The organism is Candidatus Aciduliprofundum sp. HYA1, from assembly GCF_056175085.1.
Window position 1 is genome coordinate 289197 of sequence record NZ_CM149694.1, and the last position, 20912, is coordinate 310108.

Below are 20912 nucleotides of genomic sequence, written 5' to 3' on the forward strand. Positions count from 1 at the left end.
TTACCACAACCCAAAGAGCCCTCCAAGGGCTATTCCACTCATATTCAACCATATTGGCACGAGTATCACAGCAAGGCAGTGAGAGCGACGGGAGTTGAATAGCACGGGAATCAAACCTATGGCTGTTGCGACGGACATTATCAATAACCCCTGCCAGGATGTCATAAAGAACACTATGGAGACCACTATGCCGAGAACAACGAGATTTAGTACCTTGGGATTTATCTTGTATATCCTCTTTGCCAGAAACCTTGAGGCAAATATTACCACGAAGAAGGCGTAAAGTCCGGCAATCGCTATACCCATATCCACAAGGTAGAACTGCTGCACGCTCTCTGGAGTGAAGAAGAGATTTATTCCCATGGCAAGAGCACCGCGACGAATGTGAAGAACGGGAAGGAAGAATAGGGATATTGCTCCCACATAATAAACAACGCGAGAGGCGCCCATGGATACGAGAAAACTCTTGTCCCCCTTCTGGGCAAAACCATGGCTCGCCATATAACCTCCAACACCGGCAGTCACGGCAGGCAGAAACGCTGCAAACAGACCTCCTGAGGAACCTGCCACCGCACCGTGCAAGAGTTCAACGGGTTTGGCATCCACACTCTTTGGTATGTTCTGTTCTGGAATCTCGTATTTTGATATCAAATTCAGAATTATTGAGGACGTGGCGAATAATCCTATGAGGGGTGCCATCAAACTCTGAAAAGCATGATTTGCGGGGACTATTGTTTTGCTGAAAGAGATTATGCCCAGAATGGATGACAGGAAAAAGGTGAGATAACCCGCCATTATGGTTTTCCAACCCTCCTTCAAACCATGGAGTGGGTTCTTGTGCCTTCCGAAATCCTTGGGAAACTCGGAGAGGAGCATGTATGCTATCACAGCCCCTATTATCCAGTGGAGGTGGTTTGAAACTATGTTCCATACTATTGAGAGAGGTCCCATCAAAAGGGGCACGAAGAACACTATTGCAAGGAGCCCTGTCAAGGCACCTGTGGCTATCAGAACCACTGCCTCATGTCCACGGCCCTCCTTCAAATACCTTAGGGAGGGCATCAATACGAACATGGTTGAATCATCTGGGGCGCTGAAATATATTGAGGGTATGGTGAAGACAAAGGCATAGGTCACAAGCATACCTATGAGCATCAGGACCATGAGCATGGAGTTAAGAACAAAGGATGCACTGAAATAGAAGAGAAGGAAGAATCCAATCACATTGTAAACATGCAGGCCAGGCAGCATGGATAGTGCAGAACCTATGAGCGCTCCCAAGAGCACGAATGCTATGCACAAAAGTAGGAATGTTATGGTCAACTTATCACCTCCACAACATCGTTTGTAAAGGGTCTAACCTTTATTTCGGGCTGACCGTTATAGTAGGTCACTATCCCTTTGACGAGAATATGCTGCCCGTAATCTATGTTCCTGAGCATTGCCCTGTTTTCCACGTAAATCACATAACTCCCATTCTCGTTCCAAAGGGTTATACTCACAGAGTATGAAAATGCACGATAATCCACAACAACTCCCTCAATTTCCCTGAAGGAGAATTTGTTCATCGGGCCATTTTTCTCATAATTCTTCTTCTCTATGACCTTGTACTGGGGTGCCGCAATGAGTTCCCATTTTGGCTCACTCACAAAATCGCTTTTCCTTGTAACTGAAATCTCCCATATGCCACGATAGTTCACAAATCTACCCTGAATCTCCACATGATCTCCGGGAGCATAGTACTTGATGCCGTAGCGAACATAGACCCTCACAATGGACCCGTTGGATTCAACGTAAATCGTGCTGTTTTCCAAGTTTCTGGAAACAACGGTGGCCCAGGGAATATGCACGTAGGTACCATTGTATTTCTCTGGAGACCCAACAAGCTGGGATATGCTCAATGTTCTGTAGGTATCCGTGGGTGCCTTTGGCTGGTACCACTGAAGGGCCCCGTAGATGCGTACGTATCCCGAAGCAAGCGCGCTTAAATTCAGCACATTAAGGGAGTAGTAGGCCCTTGGAATTACCACATCAAATTCATCATCGAGGGAGCATATAAATCCAAAACTGAATTCTCTAACGCTTGTTATATTTCCAGCCACATTCGCACTCTCCCCAGTGCTGTACTCCCAGGGTGCAGCAGATGTTATGTTTTTAATTGATATCTCCCTGGATTTGGGTTTCTCAATGATTAGATAGTCCACATCGTTGAGGATCAGAGAATTTGAACTGTACATGTAGGTGCCCTTTATATCAACCACATCACCCATGGCTGGGATTTTCCCCTCTTCCACCATTCTTTTAATCACATTTCCATAAAGTTTCACGGTTATTGTTCCCGTACCATCATCCACCTTGAACCTGAAGGACGTTACCTTATAATCGTTCTCGTAAACCCAGGGATATCCCACAATCTTCCCATGTATCCTTATGAAATTGTAATTATCTGTTAGCCCCAGATCCTTGATCTTGGTAACGGGTATTTCCCCTCCAAAATATGCAAGAACACCGTAGGCAGATGCCAGTATTATCAGGGACAGGGCAATTACATAAATAGTTTTGATTTTGACCCTGTGTTTTACATTTGCAGTGCAGTGGGGACAAATTTCAGAATCATCGGGTATCTCTCTACCACAACTCGGGCACTTCATCCAATCACCCTTATATCCTTGATGCTTCCGGGAATGAGTTCCCACGAGCCGCTCATAAAACTGCCGTACCACTCCAGGGAGCCCACAACCTCTATTCTCTTACCATTCAGTTCCTTAATGTCCATGGAGGAAAATTTTGCCACAGAGTAAGGGATGTACAGGTCCATATACCCTGTTCCATCAGTTATATTAAGAATGTAACTCTTTGCCGATGTTTCAAACACCTTTTCCACCGTAACGTTTAATTTTACCCTCACAAACCTTCCATCAGGATACTGTATTGAATTTATATCCCCAATGCTCATGCTCACCGGCTTGGGCTTTATTATTGTTATTTCCTCAGGAGAGTTCAGTATCATATACACGTTGCTCCCCCTTATGTAAACCTCTCCAATTATATTCACATAATCCCCGTACCCAGGGATCTTCCCTGCCCTGGCAAGTTTCTCAACGGTGGGACTGTAAACATGTACACTCATCACCCCCGTGCCATCATCCACATCTATGTAGAGCGTGGATGAGCCCTCTTTATAGGTTATCAATGAGGGAGGAGATGAAACTATGCCCTTGATCTCCACCGTACCGTAATTGTAGGTCTGGGTTATATCCTTTATTTGAACGTATTGTACAGGCATGTTCTGTGCAAATATGAGCAGAAATATTATACCGATCACGGCGAAGGCGAGAGAGCCGTACTTGGCATAATAATACCCGGTATGCTTGGGGATCTTGGTTCCGCAATAGGGGCATACCTCTAATGATCCAACGTATCTGCCGCAATTAGGACAGTATCTATCCTCCATACAAGCACCTCTTCAAATTTTGATTTCAGGGGCATGTTTAAAACCTTGCCCGTATTGGTTTCCTTCACAATATCGGAGGAATACCTCGGAAGAATCTCGTAATAGGACGTGTAGGGAGAGGTCTTGTCGTACTGAGCCACAACGCCGATTACGGTGAGATTCTCTCCCACAGATATATTTGATATATCAATTCCAGCGGCCCTCGCGTATATCTCTATGCTTCCGTTTCCATCATCAAGATAGAAGTAACCCGATGCCGCACTCACGCTTGTCACTGTACCATGGACCTCAACGAGCATCCCCTCAATTTTCTCGGCATTTGTCCAGTTCTTGAAGTATCCTGTGGATACATTCAAAGGCGCGGGAACCTGACCCTTGCCCATATACCTTATGTAATTGAGAGAGGTGATCTTTATTTCCGCCTCTCCATTGTACTGGGCTATTGTTCCACGCACCTGAACCCTGGAACCTTCAGTCAAATTGAGTTTCGTGTAATTCAGGCCATATCCGAATACAAGAACACCCCCTGTAGAGTCCTCAACGTACATCTTCAGAATAGGTTTCCCGCTGCTTGAGGATACGTAGGAGAATACGTTGGGAGCTGCAATCACGGTGGCATTGACTATCACCTGCTCCCCAAGATGAACCAGAACTCCATCGGAATCCACCTCGTGCACGTAGGAAAGATTCACATACTTGGCCGAGGAGTGCAAAACCACAACCCTATCCTGAGTTCCTGTCCTTATCAGTATCTCGTAGGTACCATTGTGCTCTGTAACCTTGCCGTATATCTTTATGGTGTCTCCCACCCCCACATAGGGAACGCTCACACCCTTCTGGGCGTACACCGCAATATCCTTGGAATTGGATGTTGAATTGCTGACCCAGAAGAGGTAAGAGTACTTCACACTTACAACGGTAGCATTTGGAATCTCAACCAATGTTCCGTTGTAAGCGCTTGAATTTTCCAGAATGCTTTCTATATCCACCACCTTGTAGGAAACTGTGTTTTTTACAATAACCGTATCATTCGTGTTGTTTCTGATCTTGAATTCCCATGTATGGTTGTACTGACTCACCATCCCCCAGATTTCCACGGTGGCATTGATGTAGGGAGTACCATTTACCACGCCGCCCCTCTCAACGTACACACTCATATCCACAGGATTTGATGTGGAGTTGCTCACCCAGAACAGCCAGCTGGCCACCACACTCTTAACCTTAGCGTATGGCACGTGAACCAGCGTGTTGTTGTAATCTTCCGGATTTTTAAGTATCTGGGTTATGTTGACCTCCCTGTAACTCTGGGGCCTTGCCGACACATAATCGTACGATTTGGGCCTTATTTTTATCTCCCACTCTCCCCTGTAGGATGTGAACTGCCCGTAAACATCGGCATAATAGCCCTCCTTAACATTACCCATATTGGAGCCGTTAAATCCCACCACCTTTACCTCCGAACCGTTCCAGAATAGCCCGAATAGGGTGAAGTGGGAAGTTGAATTTTCATAGAGCCAGGAAATTATTCCCCAGGAATGTACGTTGGTGCCGTTGTAAGCGATGGGATTTGCAAGTAAATCTTCCACGGATACGTCCCTGTACGTGGGTTTGCTGAGAACCAAAACCCGGTCAGTGGTTGCATTTCTTATTTTTATTTCCCAGGAACCACGATAAACAACCAGATTTCCCCATATCTCCACCCTGGCACCGTTGAAAATCATACCTTTCACAACACCGCCACGCTGAACGTAAACATGAAGGGAGGAAGTGGAGTTTGTTGCATTACCAACATCAAAACTCCAGGATGCGAAGGAGGAGGTGACATATGCATAGGGTATGTGTATTGCAGAGTTGTTGTACTTCTCAGGATCTTGAATTAGTGCACCAATGCTCACATTCTGATAGGAAGAGCTGACGTAACGGGAGAAGTCGGAGGTTGAATTTCTCACGTATATTTCCATATAACTAACGTTGAGCCTGTAGGAATGGTAGTAGGTTAGAAAACCCTGCACCTCAAAAACATCCCCAATCGCGGGGGACCCCGTGGAATTAGCATTGAAGGATACATAAACGGTCAAATTACCTATGGAATAACGATATGATGCATAAACTGCACTGACCTTCCCCACAATATGCACAAAGGAGTTGTTGTACCCCTTCCATTCGGAGGGGTTTATTGTGGCATAGGTGTTGTGCCCCCCATGGGAGAGGATCTTCACATAATCCCTTCCATTATTTTCAACCTTCAACTCCAACTCGTTGCGATACACGGTGAATCTCGCCCTTACCTCAAGATAATCACCGTACTGCATCCTCTGGGGTTTGGGAGCACCTGGCTCCACATAAACCCTTATTCCCCTGTAACCGGAGGAGTTCACCAGGAAGAAACTGTAATTTCTGCCGTAGGCAAATATGCCGTACACGTTCACCTCCCTGCCTATATACTCAGAAACATTTCCAAGCAACTGGTTCACGGAGGTCTTTATCACCCTGGTGGGCATCCTAATTATGGAAATGTTCTTGCGTGCATAGGAGTATGCCCCATCGTTGTCATACACAATGAGGGTAACGGTATAATTTCCCGGAGCGGTGTATGTGTGCTGCACAATCTTACCTGCAGATTTTGAGCCATCTCCAAAATCCCAGATATAGGACATTATGAAACCATCATCCACGGAATTTGCAGCCGAAAACTGCACAGGGGCTCCCACGTATCCCTTGGAGGGAGCAGTTATTATGGCCACGGGAGGGTTGTTGGTCATACCCCTCTCAGTTGAGGCGTAGTATATTGCAGGTACACCTATGGCAATTACAAGCAGGGAGAGGATCACCATTGCCTTTATTTTGACAGTATCCACCATTCTTCACCTCATGCATTTTTACATATTAAAACCTTAAGGCCGAACCCAGGAAACCTTGAAATAAAAGACCTTATCATCTTTCATATAAGAGAGAAGCAGTATTTTTCTTACCCCGTGGGCAACTCTAACGGCCCGACTTATTTTTTGTATTTCCTCGCTTCGGGATATAACGTGTACAAGGTACTTTGAATGCTCCTCCATGCTCTTCTCGTACACCCTGAAATGGGTGCCATACTTGAAACCTGATTTCACTATTAGACCATTCTCTCTTAGATCCCTATAGACCCGGTAAATGCGGGTTTTCACCCGCGGCTTTTTATCACACAAACCCTTTTCCCACAGGTACATGGCCTCAAGAACGCTGAGATGACCCCACTCACCCTCGCTCCTCCCAAAGGTGGTGGATTCAATAAAATGCGGAGAGTAAAGAATGGCCCTCTTACCAAGAAGTTCAACCTCCAAATTATCTTTGGGAAGGTTGAAATACTCTCCACGGGGCTCGGCTCGATCCACTAGATAATACGTTACCTCCCCATCTGTATCCACCACCGCAAGCATTAGCGGGAATTCCTTGGATAAGAAATCCTCTGGGCGAAAATAGTCCATATCACACATTGGATAAAAATTCATTGAGTAGTTCTTTCTTCCCCTGAAATGGGTGTCTCTAACTTCCAGCACATAGCCCCTATCTCGAAGGTCCCTGTAAACCAGGTAAAAAATATCGAAATTCCTTAACTTACCAGATGCTTCCCTCAATACTGAGGAAAAATCGCATTTGATTATATCTCTCTCACAAAGATAAGCAAATTCAACCCATGAAAGGAGCAGGCATTTTCCATTTCTTCTTCCAAAACCGCGAGAGTGGAGTTTGTCTGCAATCTTACCGCAAACTTCCGGGTTCATAATGCCCCTTCCACTATGCTGGAAAACACATTTTCCACATTCTCTCCTGTCTTGGCACTCGTGAGAAAATAGGGATAGCCAAATGCATCCGACATATCCTCAAGTTCGTCCTTCCAGAACTCTGCACGGTACTTCAAATCGTTTTTATTGGCCACAAATATCTTCTGGGCCTTGTGACCATTAAGAAATTCTGCAATTTGACCCATGGTTTCAAGGGTTTCCCTCCGTGTGAGATCACCCACAATTATTATGGCCTTGGCCCCGGATAGAATGGGTTTTATGTTCTGCTCGTAAACACTAACATCCCAGATGAGAAGAGTGACATCTCCCACCTTCCTGCGGCATGTTTTTGATTGGAGGGTTTCCTCAATCTCGCTCTCAAATGCGTCGTACACGAATCTCCTTATGAGCGAGGTTTTACCCACCGACTTGTCACCGAGTACGCAGACCTTCCAGATTTTTGGTGCTCTCATCCACCTTTCAATGGCATTAGGTATTTAAAATTTTTGAACCTCGGTCAATCCAGATCTTGGCCTATCTATGCCCTCACGCACCTTCACGCACATGCCCTTCCTGAAATTTCTCATCTCCCAGCAGTTCATTATCGTCCTTCCCACAGCAAGCAGGGTGTCACTTTCATCCACCACAAGCACCTCATCACCGGGCCTTATTTCAGGATCACATCCAACAACGAACTTTGCAAATACGTTCCTTCCCTGCCTGTTGAACTCTGCAGAGTCCCCATTGACTATGATCCTCATTCTGGGAGACTCAAAGGCCCCGTGTAATCTGAGTGCACCATGCATTTTGAGCGTGAATAATCCATCCTCCGCCCGGAGGGATACCACATGCTCCCCATCAACAATCACATTTCTTATCTTCCCCGTGTTCTTTGACTTCATTATTTTGATCTTACCCGAGAAAAGTGCATCTGCCGCACCCCTACCGAACTGAAAATCTGCAATGGCTTTTATTTTTCTTATTTCAAACTCTCCGTAACTCAAAGTTTCATAATCTTCCGGCAAGTTCGTTTTCTCATCCCACGGGAACTCGCTCTGGGCAAAGGGATAGGTGTCCTCAAGTTCCAAGGGTACCTCACCGAATGGAGTTTTCACAGCTGCATCCTTTGGAATTGCGCTTAAATTTGCGCTCCAAGGGCGCGGGAGTTCAATCACCATACTGCGGGGAGCGAAATTCCTGAGCCTTCTCTTAACTCCAAGAACAAAGGGCCTCTGCATGCTCTCCCTTCCCATGTAAAAAAATGCACCCTTTCTCGATTTTGGTTCAAATTTTTCCAGAAATCTTCTGTACCTCAGAATTTTCCTGTAGGCCTTGAGGAGCATGGGATGCTCCCTTGCCCTGCCTTCCGCGTATTCCCACATGCGCTCCTCGTGGATGGCCTGCTTTATGCGCTTTATCTCCTCAACACTTATGTAAAGGTTGTGCTCTGAAAGAACCTTTATTCTTTCCCTCTTCGGCATGCTCTTTATCTCCCCCAGATCGTACCTGTCAAGCACAGGTGAGAAATAGGGAGGATACTTCAGATCCTTGAGATGAACGGTACCATGGGGGAACAGAAGCCGGTCATCCCTGGCATATTTTATGTATGCGGCGGAATCGAAGAAATCCACGCCCAGGAGGGCGGCGAGGGGAAAGAACATTGGATGTCCTGCCCCGAAGAGATGAACGGGTTTTGATGGGCCCAAATATTTCTTCGCTATGATTATGGCCTCGGCCACCTCACTGTACCTGTACTCCTCCATCAGGGGCACGACACCACCGATGGGGTAATAATCAAAATTCAACCTGTTCATCAATCTTGCGGCATATTTGCGCAAATTCGGGTAAATGGAGCCCTGGATGGGCCCGGCCAGAAGCATGTCTCCCCTGTACCTCAGCGCCTCCTTTCCACGCCTTGCGGTCTCCTCTATGGCAACTTTCACCTCCTCCTCGGTGTAATGGGGCTCTGTGAAAACATCGAGCATTGTACCTATATCCGAGCCAATGTCCCTTTGAAACTCCACAATCTCACGATTGGTTACCTCCACATCCCCGTAAACATGCTGCTGAAACGTGCCGCTATCTGTCATTATGAGCCCGGGAAAGTCAAGCATCCTGTGCAACCCCACTTCCAACGCCCTCTCCCTCAGGCGCGGGGTCTTCCAGATTATGTAAGAATTCGTGATTATAGCCTGGATGCCGAACCTATCCATCATATCCCTTGGAGAGATCACAATCTTGTTTGGATTCACAACAGGCATTAATGCTGGCGTTTCCACGTTGCGAAATTTGCATATCCTGGCAAGGCCATCTCTGTCCCTAAGTTCCATATTCAGGTCATGGGTTGTGTGTATTTAAAAACACACTCTTCATTTTTCCAGATAATTTCTCAAATCCTCTGTTCTTTTCCATATCTCGTCCACCTTCTTGGTGACTGAATTTATCTTCTCTATCTCACCCACAATTCTCTCTCTCACAGATGGAGGTAGCTCTGTCTCCGCAATCCCCATAAGAACTGCCAGGGGATTTCTTATCCCATCAACCAATATGGTCAGGTCCTCCATATTCCTTTCAATCTCCCTCTGCATCCTCTCCTTCTCCATTTCCAATCTTATGCTTCTTATCACATAACCCAGATCGTAGGCAATTGTACGAAACAGCTCAATTTCACCAGAATTTGGCTCTTGATTCAGGGCTATGATTAGATGTCCGAAACTCCTGCCACCATATTCAACGGAAAACTTCAGGGCATTCTTTTCAAACTCCAAATTCCAATTTTTAGGGCATTCCAGATTGCATTCACTAACCATATCCATCGAATGCTCATCATCGTGAATTGAAATGCAGACACCATCAACGAATTCAACATCCCCTATTTCCCGGCACACATCCCGGATCAGGTAATGCTCATTCCTTTCCTTTAAAAATAAACTGTTGACCGAGTTTATCATCTTGAGAATTCTGTTGTATCTCCTCAAATTTTCAATGAGTTTTTCACGCATATCATAGATTTGATTCACATCCTTCGCAAAATGGATTATGCGTTTTTCACCCCCAACCATATCGTAAAGTGCAACGGTGACCAGGTACTTTCCACCAATTGTATCCATGACCATCTCACTGATTCCTGAATAATCTTTGCTCTCCATCATCTTTACAAACGGGCATCCCTCCGGTGGCTCATTGCTCTGATGAAAAATTTCATAGCACTTCCTTCCAACAATATCCTCCTTTGGCATATGGAGAAGATCAATTGTGGCTTTATTAACATCCAGAATCGTCTGATCTTCGGATAGAATAATCACGGAATCTGGAACTGCATTGAAAAGATTTACCCACTCTTCCTTAAGTCTCTTCTCCCTCTCGTACGCTTCCACCAGAGGAGTTATGTTTTCAACGATGCCCTCGTAATACACCTCATCACCATCACGAATGCGTATGGCAAATTCCATGATGTGAATCCTTTTTCCATCCCTGGATATCCAGCAGGATTGCCCCTTATAGTACCCATTTTTTTCAATGCTTTTTTTGAATTCGTCCCTTGAATAACCGGGACAGAAATGACCACCATCTCCAAGGTTCATTCTCAGAAGTTCATCAACACTCCCATAGCCCAGAAGATTGGCCAAATATTTGTTTGCATAAACAACCTTGCCATCTGGAGTTGTTCTGTATGCACCCACATTCGCAACCTCAAAAATCTTCTCGTAATTCAATCTGCGGGATTGCATTAATAGAATGTATTTTCAAAAAGATATTTAAAACCTTTCCTCTAAGATTCTGGGAAGATCCTTAACGCTCTTTATCACCACATCCGCCCCATTCTCCTTTAATTTTTCCTCGCTCTCAAGACCCGTGAGTACGCCTATGGTGAATATTCCAACCTCCCGCCCGGATTGCATATCGGGCCAGTAATCTGCAACCAGCACGGTTTCCTCCCTTCCCGCATTGAATCTTTTCATGGCCTCCCTTATGAGTTCAGTCCTGCGGCGACCATCCCCGTAGTTGTTTAAACGGGTGAGAACGAGGTCCACATAATCCGCCATTTCGAACCTGCGAAGTTCAGCCCACACCTCCTCCGGGGGCACCATCCTGCCCGTGGTTATAACAACCTTGAGACCCATATTCTTCAGGGTTTTCAGCACATCCAGGGCACCATCAATGGGTTCATCCTTCTGGCAAACTATGTCGTTGTAATGGGAGAGAAAATAATCCCAGAACTCCCTGGGCTCAACGGGAACATGCCTGTTCAGCGTATCCCTGGCGTAATCCTCTATGAAGGTATCCCAGTCAATGGGCTTTGAATTAAAATGCTCCAGGGCCATATTGAATATCCTGTAAAATCTGGGCAGAGTGTTCACGAGGGTCTGGTCAAGGTCGAATATCACCAGTTTGAGCATACCAGGGTATGCCAATGCCAATATATAAGTTTCCAATGCGAAAATTTATAAACCCCTTAAACTTTCGCCCAAGCATGTATTTAATCGTTGAGCAGGAAGATGTTATACGCATTCCTCCACCCATGCTGGGAGAGGACCTTGATAAGGTCGTGGAGGAACTTGCGAGGGAGAAGATAGAGGGCAATGTTTACTCATTTCCCCGTGAGGAGGTATCTGATCCTGCGGAGAGAAAGTACATCATAGTGCTGATTTTATCACTCGAAAAGGTGGGAGAGGGCATAATAGTTCCCGGAGATGGGGCCGTGTATCAGAAGGTGAGGTTCAGGGCCCTGGCGTTCCATCCCGAGTTGCAGGAAGTCGTTATTGGAGATGTTGTGGATGTTCTCAAATTCGGTGCATTCATAAGATTCGGCCCAATTGACGGACTCTTGCACATAAGCCAGATCATGGACGATGTTATTGACGTTGATCTTGATAATAAGAGATTTGTGGGCAAGGAGAGCAAGAGGAACTTGAAGGTGAAGGATAAGGTCCTAGCAAGAGTGGTGGCACTAAGCATAAACGATGCAAATCCGAGACAGAGCAAGATTGGCTTAACGATGCGCCAGCCAGGGCTTGGCAAACTCGAATGGATTGAGGAGCAGGTGAAGGAGGGTAAGAAATGAAGTTGGAGCTGAAGGCATGCAGAAAGTGCCGCACCATAACAACCGAGGACGTGTGCCCAAAATGCGGTGGAGAAACCACAACAGAGTGGCACGGATACGTGTTCATACTTGACAAAAATAAATCACAGATTGCCCAGGCAATGGGTGCGGATAATGGAGAGTACGCCCTACGAGTTAGATAAGCCCCTGATTCTACCAGAACATCTCAGGGGAGAGCTGCAGAGGATTCATGGCATTCTTATTGATGAGAATAAGGTCAAAAATATAGGGGGAATGATCATCTGCGTGGGCGATGTGGTTACCCATACCCTCCTCAAAATGGGAATAAAACCAAAAATTGCCATTGTGGATTACAGGACAAAGAGGGGAGAAATGGTATTTGAGGATGTTAGAAATTTTGGAGAAGAGGTGCTTCAAGTTGAAAATCCCGCAGGCACAATCACCCCGGAACTCTGGAGCGCCGTGAAGAAAGCCATGGTCTCAGATAAGCACGTGAAGATCGTGGTTCATGGGGAGGAGGATCTTGCAGTCATACCCGTCGTGTTTTTTGCACCTCTCGGCGCTAATGTTATATATGGAATGCCCAATACGGGTTTAGTCCTGCTAAAGATAACTCCTGAGGAGAAAGATAAAGTTAAGGAACTGATAAAGAAAATGGAGGTATGAGTATGGAACTGAAAATACTGGAAAAGAAGGAGAATCCTCTGCTTCACAGGATAGAGATAAGATTCGAGGTCTCTCACCCAAAGAGCAAAACACCCACAAGAGATGAGGTTAGGAACCTCCTTGCTGCAAATCTCAACGCCGATAAGAGCAGGGTGATTCTCAACGATATGCACACTCCATTTGGCTCACCTGTTACAAGGGGCTTTGCAAAGATATACGACTCTGTTGAAGATGCGAAAAAGATTGAGCCCGATTACATTCTGATCAGAAACAAATTGATTGAGAAGAAAGAGGAGGAATGAAAATGCAGAAAAGAGAATTGTATGAAATAAAGGATGGAAAACTCGTGAGAAAGCGCCGTTACTGTCCAAAATGCGGTCCCGGAGTTTTTATGGCTGACCACGGAGATCGCTACTCCTGCGGCAAATGTGGCTACACTGAATTCAAGAAGAAGTAAGGGGCCCGTGGGGTAGCTTGGATATCCTGGGGGCCTCCGGAAAAGCCCCTTTTGAAAAGGTGCTTTACCCCCGAAAGTGGCTTTGCAGATAGCCCCGGACCCGGGTTCGAATCCCGGCGGGCCCGCTGGAGTGCTTCAAGATCATCGTTGCTGTCCCGCATCATCAAAACTTATTTTTAGGGAATGGATATAAAGGCCTATGAATATTCTCCAAATGTTCAGAGACGAGGCAAACAGGCTGCTAAAAAATGTGGGTATTGAACTTGAAGTTGAGGAGGCAAAGGAAGATTTCGGAGATTTCACACTTCCATGCTTCACCTTGGCAAGGAAATTTCGCAAAAATCCAGCCCAGATAGCCAGAGAAATAGTGGAAAAAATGGGAAAGAGTGAGTATTTTGAGAGGATAGAGGCAGTTGGTCCCTACATAAATTTCTGGATTGATCCAAAAAAACTCTCGGAGATCACCCTAAAATCAATAATTGAGGGAGATATCTTCAAGTTTGAGCCCAGGGGAAAAATAATCGTTGAACATACGAGTGCAAATCCAACGGGACCTCTGCACGTGGGCCGCACGAGAAATTCCATAATTGGAGACACCATGGCCAGGATCCTGCGCAGGTACGGATACGATGTTGAGGTTCAGTACTTTGTGAACGATGTGGGTAAGCAGGTTGCCACGCTCCTGTGGGGAATCAAAAATCTCAGCGTGGAAACCTCGGGAAAAAGGGGCGATTACAAATACGTGTCCTATTATCAGGAGGCCTACAGGAAATTGGAAAAAGAGGAAAGCATAGAAGAGGAGATTCAGGAGATAATCTGGAAATACGAGAGGGGGGATGAAGAGTTAAGAATTTTGGCAAAAGAATATGTGGGCTCCATTCTATCGGGAATTGAAGAAAGTTTGAACAGGATAAACGTGCACTTCGATCGATTTGTTTGGGAATCCTCCCTGATTGAAAAAGCGAGAGAGGTGGCAGAAAGATTAAAAGGAAGGATAAAGGAGGAAAACGGGGCCTTTTACGTGGACCTGAAGGAACTGGGTATTGAGGGAAAGGAGAAACTTTTCCTCTTCAGAAGCGATGGCACCACACTTTATCCCCTCAGAGATATAGCGTACCACCTCTACAAGGCCCAAATTGCCAGAGAGAACATTGACGTGCTGGGAGAAGACCACAAACTGCATTTTGAAGCCATAAAGAAAATAGTTGAACTTCTCAACAGGGAAATATCGCTTAGGGCACTCTTCTATTCATTCGTGAAACTTCCAGAGGGTAAAATGAGTACCCGAAAAGGAAGGGTAATATATTTAGATGACCTCGTTGATGAGGCGGAGAGAAGGGTTTTGGAACTCTTGAAAAATAGAGAGTACGGAGAATTGGAGAGGAAAAACATAGCAAAGAGCATAGCGGTTGGAGCCATAAGGTTCCACATCCTCAACGTTCAGGAAGAAAAACCAATGACCTTCAAATGGGAAGATGCACTAAACTTTGAGGGAGAGAGCGGCCCCTTTGTACAGTACACCCACGCCAGGGCTGCAAGCATACTTCGCAAGGCGGAATGGGGTGGTGAGTACAATCCCTCTCTGGTATCCCATACCCAGGAAATCAAACTCCTGAAACTCATGGCCAGGTACAGCGATGTGATAAGCAGGGCGGCCGAGAATCTTAGCCCCTACATTGTGGCAAAATACGGCTACGCTCTTGCATCCCAGTTCAATCAGTTCTACAGAGACTGCCCGGTTCTTAAGGAATCGGAGGATATAAAAAATTACAGGCTTGCCCTGGTGGCAGGTTTCAAAAAATTAATAAAAGAGGTGCTCGGGCTTCTTGGGATTGAAGCCCCTGAAAAAATGTAAAAAGGTGTTTATTTCTTTGCTTTCTCTTTCTTTGTTCTCTTTGTGAATTTGCCCTTGCCGGCCTTCTTCTTCTGTGCTATCCAGCCAATGTATCCGAGTACTATGATGATCACTATTATTCCTATTATTATGGCGGGGGTCTTCCAGGGAGCCTGGGCAATATCCACATTTATGACCTTCTTGTTGTCACTTGTGTAACTCGCCGGCTCATCGGGACAGTAGACCTTCACGGTAACAGAGTAGTTATTGGCTCCCGAGAATGCGTAGGTTATGTTGTCTATTGCATAACTCCCGGCGCTGAGATTATAGAACGTCTTGTTTGCCACTTCCTTACCGTTCACTATGAGGGCAATGTAATACACCTTTGCAACCTTGTTTCCATTGTTTGTGACATTCACAACGAAGGTGAGCTGGCTTCCCTCAACCCTGTCTCCCTTAACCTGAACGTCTGTAACGGAAAGATCGGGTCTGACTGGTGCAACCCTGAAGGTCTTGTTGTAAACCTTGTAATTTCCTGCAGCATCGGTTATGTTGAGTATTATGTAATAGGTTCCAAACTGCTTGAACTGGAGGGTCAGTTTGGGAGAGTTGAGCGTACCGTTTATTATCTTGTAAACACCCGCAGTGGCATTCACAACCTTGAAATTCTTATCCTTTATTGTCCACTGATAGGATACAATCGTTCCATTGTCCGGATCGTAACTGCCTGAGGCATCAAATGTGACGTTCTCTCCCTCCTTTATCTCAGTAACCTCCTTACCGTTGGATGTGATGTTCACCTTGGGCACGGGAGGGGTTATGTCCTTAACTATCACATGGAACTTTATCGTCAAGGTATGATTTACAGCATCTGTGAAACTCACTGTTATTGTGTATGGGCCATTTCTGGTCGGTTTCTGGAACGCATAGGTCTTGTTAAGGCCACTGCTCTTAACTCCATTGAAATTCCAGAGCACATTTATCGGCAAATCAACCCTATTCTTTCCATCATAGGTATCGTAACTCTTTGTGGCATCATATATTATCTCCTGGGTCTGATTGAATGTCAGAGTAACAGGAATCGTGGCTGTGTCATTTGTTATACTAACCGTACCGTTCTTGCCGTAAACACTGTACTTTATCGTGTTCATCGTGGGCATACTTAGCTTTGCAACCATCTTACCGGATGGATATTCTATGACCATATTCACAGTTGGATAGTAATCGTCCGCCAGTATCGTGATATTGGTCTCGTTGGTGTTCTGACCAATATCTTCAACCATCAATTTTAGTGTGTGCTTGCCCGTGGTAAGGGTCTTAGAAACATTGTAAACTCCCATGCCTGATTTATACACCATTCCATCGAATACCCATGTATAGGTTGTATTCTCTGGATTGAACATATTCCACACTCTATCGTACACCACGCGGGAGGCATTGAACCACACCGATTTACCTGCAGGAACCACTATTGTGTAGTTATCTGCACTCTGATTTACCACATAGTTGGTGTTCTTCATTCCATTCCATCCAAACTTGAAACTGAGCGGGCTTATGCGCATTGCAGGGCTCTTCCTCTCCTTCAGATCCATTTTCACAGGTGTCTTTTCCACATTGGCAACTGTTATTGTGCCCACATAACCAGTCACATTCGCTCCTGAAACCTTAGTGCTCCTCTCCAGATAATTGGGGAGGTTTATCTTGTAGGTGTAAACCAACTTTGCGCCAAGATAAGTGGTTTTCTTTGCAAATAGTGTGAGTTCAATCATTCCATTCTTCAGGAGTGATTTCTTGGAAACATCGTTGTTCACGTAATTTGCATTTATTGTGAGCATATTTCCATTCCAGGATGCCGTGTAGGTTGAAAGTTGATATATATTGCCATTGAGAGTTATGAGATTTGTCGTGTACTTGGCCACGTTATTCTCAAAGTAATTCCTTGCAAAGTTCATATCCTTACCCAGGAACTTCATCTGATAGTAGAGCACTCCCGTATTGTTGAATGGAAGTGAAGGTATTATCGTTTCATTGGTTATCATCATACTGTACTGCACATCTATTGTTGTGAGATCATCAGACAGAGAGATTGTGTAATTCACATCATTCTCAACGGGCTGGAGGGATATCTTCTTTGGCTGGCTCAGAGCGAGTTGATTGGCCATATAGGTATTTATTCCATACCCGTCGGCAGTTATTACAACCTTGTAATTGGATGGGGAGACGAGATAGAAGCTGAATGGTCCTCCAGGGAACTGGAGTATCGTGTACTCACCAGAGGTCTCATTGATTATCGTGACGTGAACTGTTGTTGTCACCGGCATTCCAGTGCTGGCATCCTCAACAATACCCCAGATCTTCTGGGCATTGCCCACGTTTATTGTCATATTCATATTTCCATTCACATTGAGTTCCCTGTAATAGGCCTTGGTCACCCCACCATCGAGATATGATATCTTCAAGGTCACCTTGCCCGTGGGCAGGCTGAATAGCCCATAGGAGCCTATCTGCTTCTCCGCTATTTCGGAACCATGGAAGTATACAGATACTGTTGCAGGTATGACCTCTCCATTCTTCACAACGGTGAGGTTTAGCACATTTGAAAGCGCATACCTGTCAACGGTCAAACTTCCAAAACTGTTACCATCAAGGGTGGTTAATCCACTGGCTCCGAATTTGACAACTGCAAATGCACTATCGTAGAAATATCCACCCTTTACCTGCCCATTTGTTTTCAGGGCGTAATTTCCGTAGGGCACATTCTCAAACTTCACTATACCATTTGAAGAGGATTCTGTGGAAGATATGTACTTACCATTAATATCAAACAGTGAAACGGTCACTCCAGAAAGAAAATCACTACCTCCAGTATTAACATCCTTATATATCAGTACAAAACTCAATTCACCGGTTTGTGGCTCAAGAGCGTTCACTGTCCCTGCAAATACCAGGGCGCTAAACAGCAATAACGCAATCGCTGCGATCACTTCTCCTTTTTTCCAATTTTTGGTGTTCATAGGGTTTTCCCTCCATCTTTCTTTTTGGTGTGGGGTAAAATCACTTTCTATTTATATACTTTTCTGAGAAATCAAAAATCTCCCGAGAAAAATTAAATAAATGAAAAAAATCCACAAGCATGGATGTTTTGCTCTACATCCTCTTCGTTTTCCTTGGGATTGCCCTTGGCATATTAACGGGCCTCACCCCCGGGTTTCACGTGAACAACGTTGCAATAATAGCCCTTTCCATATATGCCACAACACGGATAGATGCATTTCTTCTGGCAAATATGATCGTGGCGAATATGATAACCCACACCTTCGTGGATTTCATACCATCCACATTTTTAGGTGCCCCAAGCGAGGATACCTCGCTCTCCGTGCTACCGATGCACAGATTACTTCTTCAGGGTCAGGGGTATCGTGCGGTGTACATATCCACATTCGGCTCGTTGCTGGCCACGTTATTTGCGATGCCCATAATTCCACTCTTCAAGATCGCTCTCATAGACCTCGCTCTCTCAAATTACCTCACTTACTACACTCCCGTAATACTTGTGGCAATAATCCTCGGGATTCTGTATATGGAGAGCAAAAAGGGATTGAAGTACCTGTTGTTTGCTTCATTCATCTTCCTTCTATCAGGAATGTTTGGATACCTGGCTTTAAACATACCCCTAAACAACAATTACATGCCATTTAGATTTGTACCTAACGAACTGTTTCCGGTTTTCACGGGATTATTTGGCATACCCGTCCTGATACTCTCACAGCACACCACTGTGCCAGAGCAGAAGATTGAGAAGGTGCAGGTGCTGAAGAACCATTATTTCTCATCTCTAATCGGTACGATCACAGGTTCCCTGGTTGGTTTTTTACCCGGAGTCACTTCGGGAGTTGCTGCTGTCCTATCAAGATTATTTGTGAAGAACGATGATACAGAAGATTTTATCTTCGCACTGGGAAGCGTGAACACATCAAATTACATATTCAATTTACTCGCACTTTTTCTCATCCTGAAACCCAGAAGTGGGGCTGTGAGTGCAATCTCCCAGATGATCACCGTGAACCTATGGAAATTCACAATCCTTCCTCCCAGAGATTTTGTGATTATCCTTCTAACTGTGGTTATTGCTTCAATTGCCTCCTTCTTCATAACCCTGAGAATAGGAAAATCCGTTGCACTTAAAATTGGAAATCTTGGGGCAAGGTACGGGCTTATATCGAGAGCGATGATCCTCACACTGGGCGTGCTTATTTTCATATTTTCGGGCACGATCGGGTTGCTCCTCGCGGTGGTGGCAACACTAATTGGGCTACTTCCTCCAAAACTGGGCACAATGCGTGTTCATCTAATGGGGGTGATCATTCTACCCGCACTTCTGGCATACCTGTGAGATTTGGGCGATAATTTTATATCCCACCAATAACATTACTGTGGAGGGATTAAAATGGCAAAGAAAGAAGAGGTCAACTGGTATGAGAAACTTGAAAGCGAACTAGAGAAGAAGAGAGAGGAGGTTATAAAAACAATTTCCACCGAGAAGGAGACGAAGAAGGAACTGAATATGAATCTCATTGAAGATTTCTGGAGAATATGGCTCCAGTTCAACAAGATAAATGTTCATTTCAGAATGGACCCCCCACACTCAGAATGGGGTCAGTTTATAGTTTTCCCTGATAAATGGAACCTCCGCGAGGATTTTGATTTTTCCTCGGTTACGGAGATAAGTCTGGTGGATTTGACAAGGGATCAGAACAGAACGGGAGATTCTCTGAAAATAGTGTATTACGGCACAGAGGAGGGTGAGAGGATCAAGATGATCTTTGAATTCTTCGAAGGAGAGGAGTACTACAAATACTCGGGCCTGAAAAGGATTTACAGCCAGTACATACTTTACGATGATAGCGTGAAAAAGGCAAGCCTGGATAAGATCAGGGAGATCCTATTGAAGGTAATTCCCAGATGGTACGAGTCCCACCTCAAGGGGGACAGGAGCATAATAATCGATTTCATAAAGAAGGAATACACGAAGGGCGAGACCTTTGCCGTCTAATCTCCACCAAATTCCCTTTCTATCTGTTTTTTGATCTCCTGTCGCAGGGTTATTTCCTGCTCCCACTCTTCCAGGGAATCCAGGGCTTCCTTGAGTTCTCTTAGGCAATCTATGCATATCCACTTATCTCCTATCTTTTTCATGGGCAAATTCTTGTAGCCTATTCTTCCACACAAAAAGCACACATGCATCTCTGGGATCTTGCTCTCCACATAAAGGTCAAGTTTCATGCTCTCAATAACATTTCTCAAAATGTCCTCCTTGATTTCACTCACCTCCTGTGCTCTGGGTTGACGAGCAGATACCTTTCCCCGACCCTTAACAGAGGCAGATTATGCAGTTTTGCAAGCCCCTTTAAAATATCCACCGCTCTCCTGTAGTTTTCCCTTGTGTTTTTCATACCCAAATAGTACATTATGTCCATGGGACTCAAACGGGCCACCCCGCTCTCTGCACCCATATGATTTTCCCACCGGATTTTCAATTTTCTTGCCACATCAACATCTCCTTCAAAATCTTTAAGCACTTCAAAATCCGCATTTTCGGGTATTTTTGGCGTGGGAGTGAGTCCAAAATAAAGGGCGGCTATCCTTTTCAATTCCCTCTCCTCCATGGGATC

At 45.2% G+C, this 20912-nt stretch carries 20 protein-coding genes and 1 tRNA gene; 9 read left to right on the forward strand and 12 right to left on the reverse strand.

Annotated elements, in window-relative coordinates; genetic code table 11:
* The 9 genes from AC0S1O_RS01650 to AC0S1O_RS01690 are packed head-to-tail and all read right to left on the reverse strand — an operon-like array spanning position 1 to position 11618.
* Entirely contained in the window at positions 1–1323 is a 1323-nt protein-coding gene (locus tag AC0S1O_RS01650) for a tripartite tricarboxylate transporter permease (protein ID WP_475394027.1), read from the reverse strand.
* Positions 1320–2651 carry a zinc ribbon domain-containing protein gene (locus AC0S1O_RS01655; protein WP_475394028.1) on the reverse strand — a complete coding sequence of 444 codons (1332 nt, stop codon included), beginning with the start codon at positions 2649–2651 and terminating at the stop codon, positions 1320–1322. Before AC0S1O_RS01655 ends, AC0S1O_RS01650 begins: the two co-directional genes overlap by 4 nt.
* On the reverse strand, positions 2648–3454 hold the full coding sequence (locus tag AC0S1O_RS01660) for a zinc ribbon domain-containing protein (protein ID WP_475394029.1): 807 nt from the start codon (positions 3452–3454) through the stop codon (positions 2648–2650). The genes AC0S1O_RS01655 and AC0S1O_RS01660 overlap by 4 nt, the downstream gene beginning before the upstream one ends.
* Entirely contained in the window at positions 3406–6315 is a 2910-nt protein-coding gene (locus AC0S1O_RS01665; protein WP_475394030.1) for a PKD domain-containing protein, read from the reverse strand. Before AC0S1O_RS01665 ends, AC0S1O_RS01660 begins: the two co-directional genes overlap by 49 nt.
* Positions 6316–6348: 33 nt before the next feature.
* Positions 6349–7218, reverse strand: coding sequence for a tRNA-intron lyase (gene endA / locus AC0S1O_RS01670; RefSeq protein ID WP_475394031.1), 870 nt, complete (start codon positions 7216–7218; stop codon positions 6349–6351).
* On the reverse strand, positions 7215–7691 hold the full coding sequence (locus AC0S1O_RS01675; protein ID WP_475394032.1) for a Rab family GTPase: 477 nt from the start codon (positions 7689–7691) through the stop codon (positions 7215–7217). Before AC0S1O_RS01675 ends, endA begins: the two co-directional genes overlap by 4 nt.
* Before the next feature lie 24 nt (positions 7692–7715).
* A complete protein-coding gene (gene tgtA, locus AC0S1O_RS01680) occupies positions 7716–9548 on the reverse strand; it encodes a tRNA guanosine(15) transglycosylase TgtA (protein ID WP_475394033.1) in 1833 nt (610 codons plus the stop codon).
* Positions 9549–9587: 39 nt separating this feature from the next.
* On the reverse strand, positions 9588–10949 hold the full coding sequence (locus AC0S1O_RS01685) for a PAS domain-containing protein (RefSeq protein ID WP_475394034.1): 1362 nt from the start codon (positions 10947–10949) through the stop codon (positions 9588–9590).
* 27 nt (positions 10950–10976) lie between these two features.
* Complete coding sequence (locus tag AC0S1O_RS01690) at positions 10977–11618, reverse strand: HAD family hydrolase (protein ID WP_475394035.1); 642 nt, start codon at positions 11616–11618, stop codon at positions 10977–10979.
* 74 nt (positions 11619–11692) lie between these two features.
* Here AC0S1O_RS01690 and AC0S1O_RS01695 point away from each other — a divergent pair, with 74 nt between their 5' ends.
* The 7 genes from AC0S1O_RS01695 to argS all read left to right on the forward strand — a co-directional run bounded on the left by AC0S1O_RS01695 (position 11693) and on the right by argS (position 15261).
* The gene (locus AC0S1O_RS01695; protein ID WP_475394036.1) at positions 11693–12283 is read left to right on the forward strand and encodes a DNA-directed RNA polymerase; all 591 of its coding nucleotides are present in this window, start codon (positions 11693–11695) and stop codon (positions 12281–12283) included.
* A complete protein-coding gene (gene spt4 / locus AC0S1O_RS01700; protein WP_475394037.1) occupies positions 12280–12465 on the forward strand; it encodes a transcription elongation factor subunit Spt4 in 186 nt (61 codons plus the stop codon). Before AC0S1O_RS01695 ends, spt4 begins: the two co-directional genes overlap by 4 nt.
* On the forward strand, positions 12437–12949 hold the full coding sequence (locus AC0S1O_RS01705; protein WP_475394038.1) for a GTP-dependent dephospho-CoA kinase family protein: 513 nt from the start codon (positions 12437–12439) through the stop codon (positions 12947–12949). The genes spt4 and AC0S1O_RS01705 overlap by 29 nt, the downstream gene beginning before the upstream one ends.
* Before the next feature lie 2 nt (positions 12950–12951).
* Complete coding sequence (locus tag AC0S1O_RS01710) at positions 12952–13251, forward strand: 30S ribosomal protein S24e (RefSeq protein ID WP_475394039.1); 300 nt, start codon at positions 12952–12954, stop codon at positions 13249–13251.
* A gap of 2 nt (positions 13252–13253) precedes the next feature.
* Complete coding sequence (locus tag AC0S1O_RS01715; RefSeq protein WP_015282997.1) at positions 13254–13406, forward strand: 30S ribosomal protein S27ae; 153 nt, start codon at positions 13254–13256, stop codon at positions 13404–13406.
* A 1-nt stretch (position 13407) separates the two neighbouring features.
* Positions 13408–13531, forward strand: a tRNA-Arg gene (locus tag AC0S1O_RS01720).
* Positions 13532–13605: 74 nt separating this feature from the next.
* A complete protein-coding gene (gene argS / locus AC0S1O_RS01725) occupies positions 13606–15261 on the forward strand; it encodes an arginine--tRNA ligase (protein WP_475394040.1) in 1656 nt (551 codons plus the stop codon).
* 8 nt (positions 15262–15269) lie between these two features.
* Here argS and AC0S1O_RS01730 read toward each other — a convergent pair whose 3' ends face one another.
* Complete coding sequence (locus AC0S1O_RS01730) at positions 15270–18254, reverse strand: CARDB domain-containing protein (RefSeq protein ID WP_475394041.1); 2985 nt, start codon at positions 18252–18254, stop codon at positions 15270–15272.
* A 119-nt stretch (positions 18255–18373) separates the two neighbouring features.
* Here AC0S1O_RS01730 and AC0S1O_RS01735 point away from each other — a divergent pair, with 119 nt between their 5' ends.
* Together AC0S1O_RS01735 and AC0S1O_RS01740 are read left to right on the forward strand one after the other, a co-directional pair.
* Positions 18374–19633, forward strand: a complete 1260-nt coding sequence (locus tag AC0S1O_RS01735) for a tripartite tricarboxylate transporter permease (RefSeq protein ID WP_475394042.1) — start codon at positions 18374–18376, stop codon at positions 19631–19633.
* 54 nt (positions 19634–19687) lie between these two features.
* The gene (locus tag AC0S1O_RS01740) at positions 19688–20293 is read left to right on the forward strand and encodes a hypothetical protein (RefSeq protein ID WP_475394043.1); all 606 of its coding nucleotides are present in this window, start codon (positions 19688–19690) and stop codon (positions 20291–20293) included.
* Here the strand turns inward: AC0S1O_RS01740 and AC0S1O_RS01745 are convergent.
* Both AC0S1O_RS01745 and AC0S1O_RS01750 read right to left on the reverse strand, forming a co-directional pair.
* Positions 20290–20568: a hypothetical protein gene (locus AC0S1O_RS01745; RefSeq protein WP_475394044.1), complete on the reverse strand. Its 279-nt coding sequence runs from the start codon at positions 20566–20568 to the stop codon at positions 20290–20292. The two genes, AC0S1O_RS01740 and AC0S1O_RS01745, sit on opposite strands and share 4 nt — an antisense overlap.
* Positions 20565–20906 (reverse strand): hypothetical protein, encoded by a 342-nt coding sequence (locus AC0S1O_RS01750; protein ID WP_475394045.1) that lies wholly within the window; start codon positions 20904–20906, stop codon positions 20565–20567. The genes AC0S1O_RS01745 and AC0S1O_RS01750 overlap by 4 nt, the downstream gene beginning before the upstream one ends.
* Positions 20907–20912: the final 6 nt, after the last annotated feature.

Coding starts and splice junctions, on each gene's coding strand:
- AC0S1O_RS01655 (WP_475394028.1), bottom strand. CDS start 2,651: ATGAAGTGCCCGAGTTGTGGTAGAGAGATACCCGATGATTCTGAAATT.
- AC0S1O_RS01660 (WP_475394029.1), bottom strand. CDS start 3,454: ATGGAGGATAGATACTGTCCTAATTGCGGCAGATACGTTGGATCATTA.
- AC0S1O_RS01665 (WP_475394030.1), bottom strand. CDS start 6,315: ATGGTGGATACTGTCAAAATAAAGGCAATGGTGATCCTCTCCCTGCTT.
- endA (WP_475394031.1), bottom strand. CDS start 7,218: ATGAACCCGGAAGTTTGCGGTAAGATTGCAGACAAACTCCACTCTCGC.
- AC0S1O_RS01675 (WP_475394032.1), bottom strand. CDS start 7,691: ATGAGAGCACCAAAAATCTGGAAGGTCTGCGTACTCGGTGACAAGTCG.
- tgtA (WP_475394033.1), bottom strand. CDS start 9,548: ATGGAACTTAGGGACAGAGATGGCCTTGCCAGGATATGCAAATTTCGC.
- AC0S1O_RS01685 (WP_475394034.1), bottom strand. CDS start 10,949: ATGCAATCCCGCAGATTGAATTACGAGAAGATTTTTGAGGTTGCGAAT.
- AC0S1O_RS01690 (WP_475394035.1), bottom strand. CDS start 11,618: ATGCTCAAACTGGTGATATTCGACCTTGACCAGACCCTCGTGAACACT.
- AC0S1O_RS01695 (WP_475394036.1), top strand. CDS start 11,693: ATGTATTTAATCGTTGAGCAGGAAGATGTTATACGCATTCCTCCACCC.
- spt4 (WP_475394037.1), top strand. CDS start 12,280: ATGAAGTTGGAGCTGAAGGCATGCAGAAAGTGCCGCACCATAACAACC.
- AC0S1O_RS01705 (WP_475394038.1), top strand. CDS start 12,437: ATGGAGAGTACGCCCTACGAGTTAGATAAGCCCCTGATTCTACCAGAA.
- AC0S1O_RS01710 (WP_475394039.1), top strand. CDS start 12,952: ATGGAACTGAAAATACTGGAAAAGAAGGAGAATCCTCTGCTTCACAGG.
- AC0S1O_RS01715 (WP_015282997.1), top strand. CDS start 13,254: ATGCAGAAAAGAGAATTGTATGAAATAAAGGATGGAAAACTCGTGAGA.
- argS (WP_475394040.1), top strand. CDS start 13,606: ATGAATATTCTCCAAATGTTCAGAGACGAGGCAAACAGGCTGCTAAAA.
- AC0S1O_RS01730 (WP_475394041.1), bottom strand. CDS start 18,254: ATGAACACCAAAAATTGGAAAAAAGGAGAAGTGATCGCAGCGATTGCG.
- AC0S1O_RS01735 (WP_475394042.1), top strand. CDS start 18,374: ATGGATGTTTTGCTCTACATCCTCTTCGTTTTCCTTGGGATTGCCCTT.
- AC0S1O_RS01740 (WP_475394043.1), top strand. CDS start 19,688: ATGGCAAAGAAAGAAGAGGTCAACTGGTATGAGAAACTTGAAAGCGAA.
- AC0S1O_RS01750 (WP_475394045.1), bottom strand. CDS start 20,906: ATGGAGGAGAGGGAATTGAAAAGGATAGCCGCCCTTTATTTTGGACTC.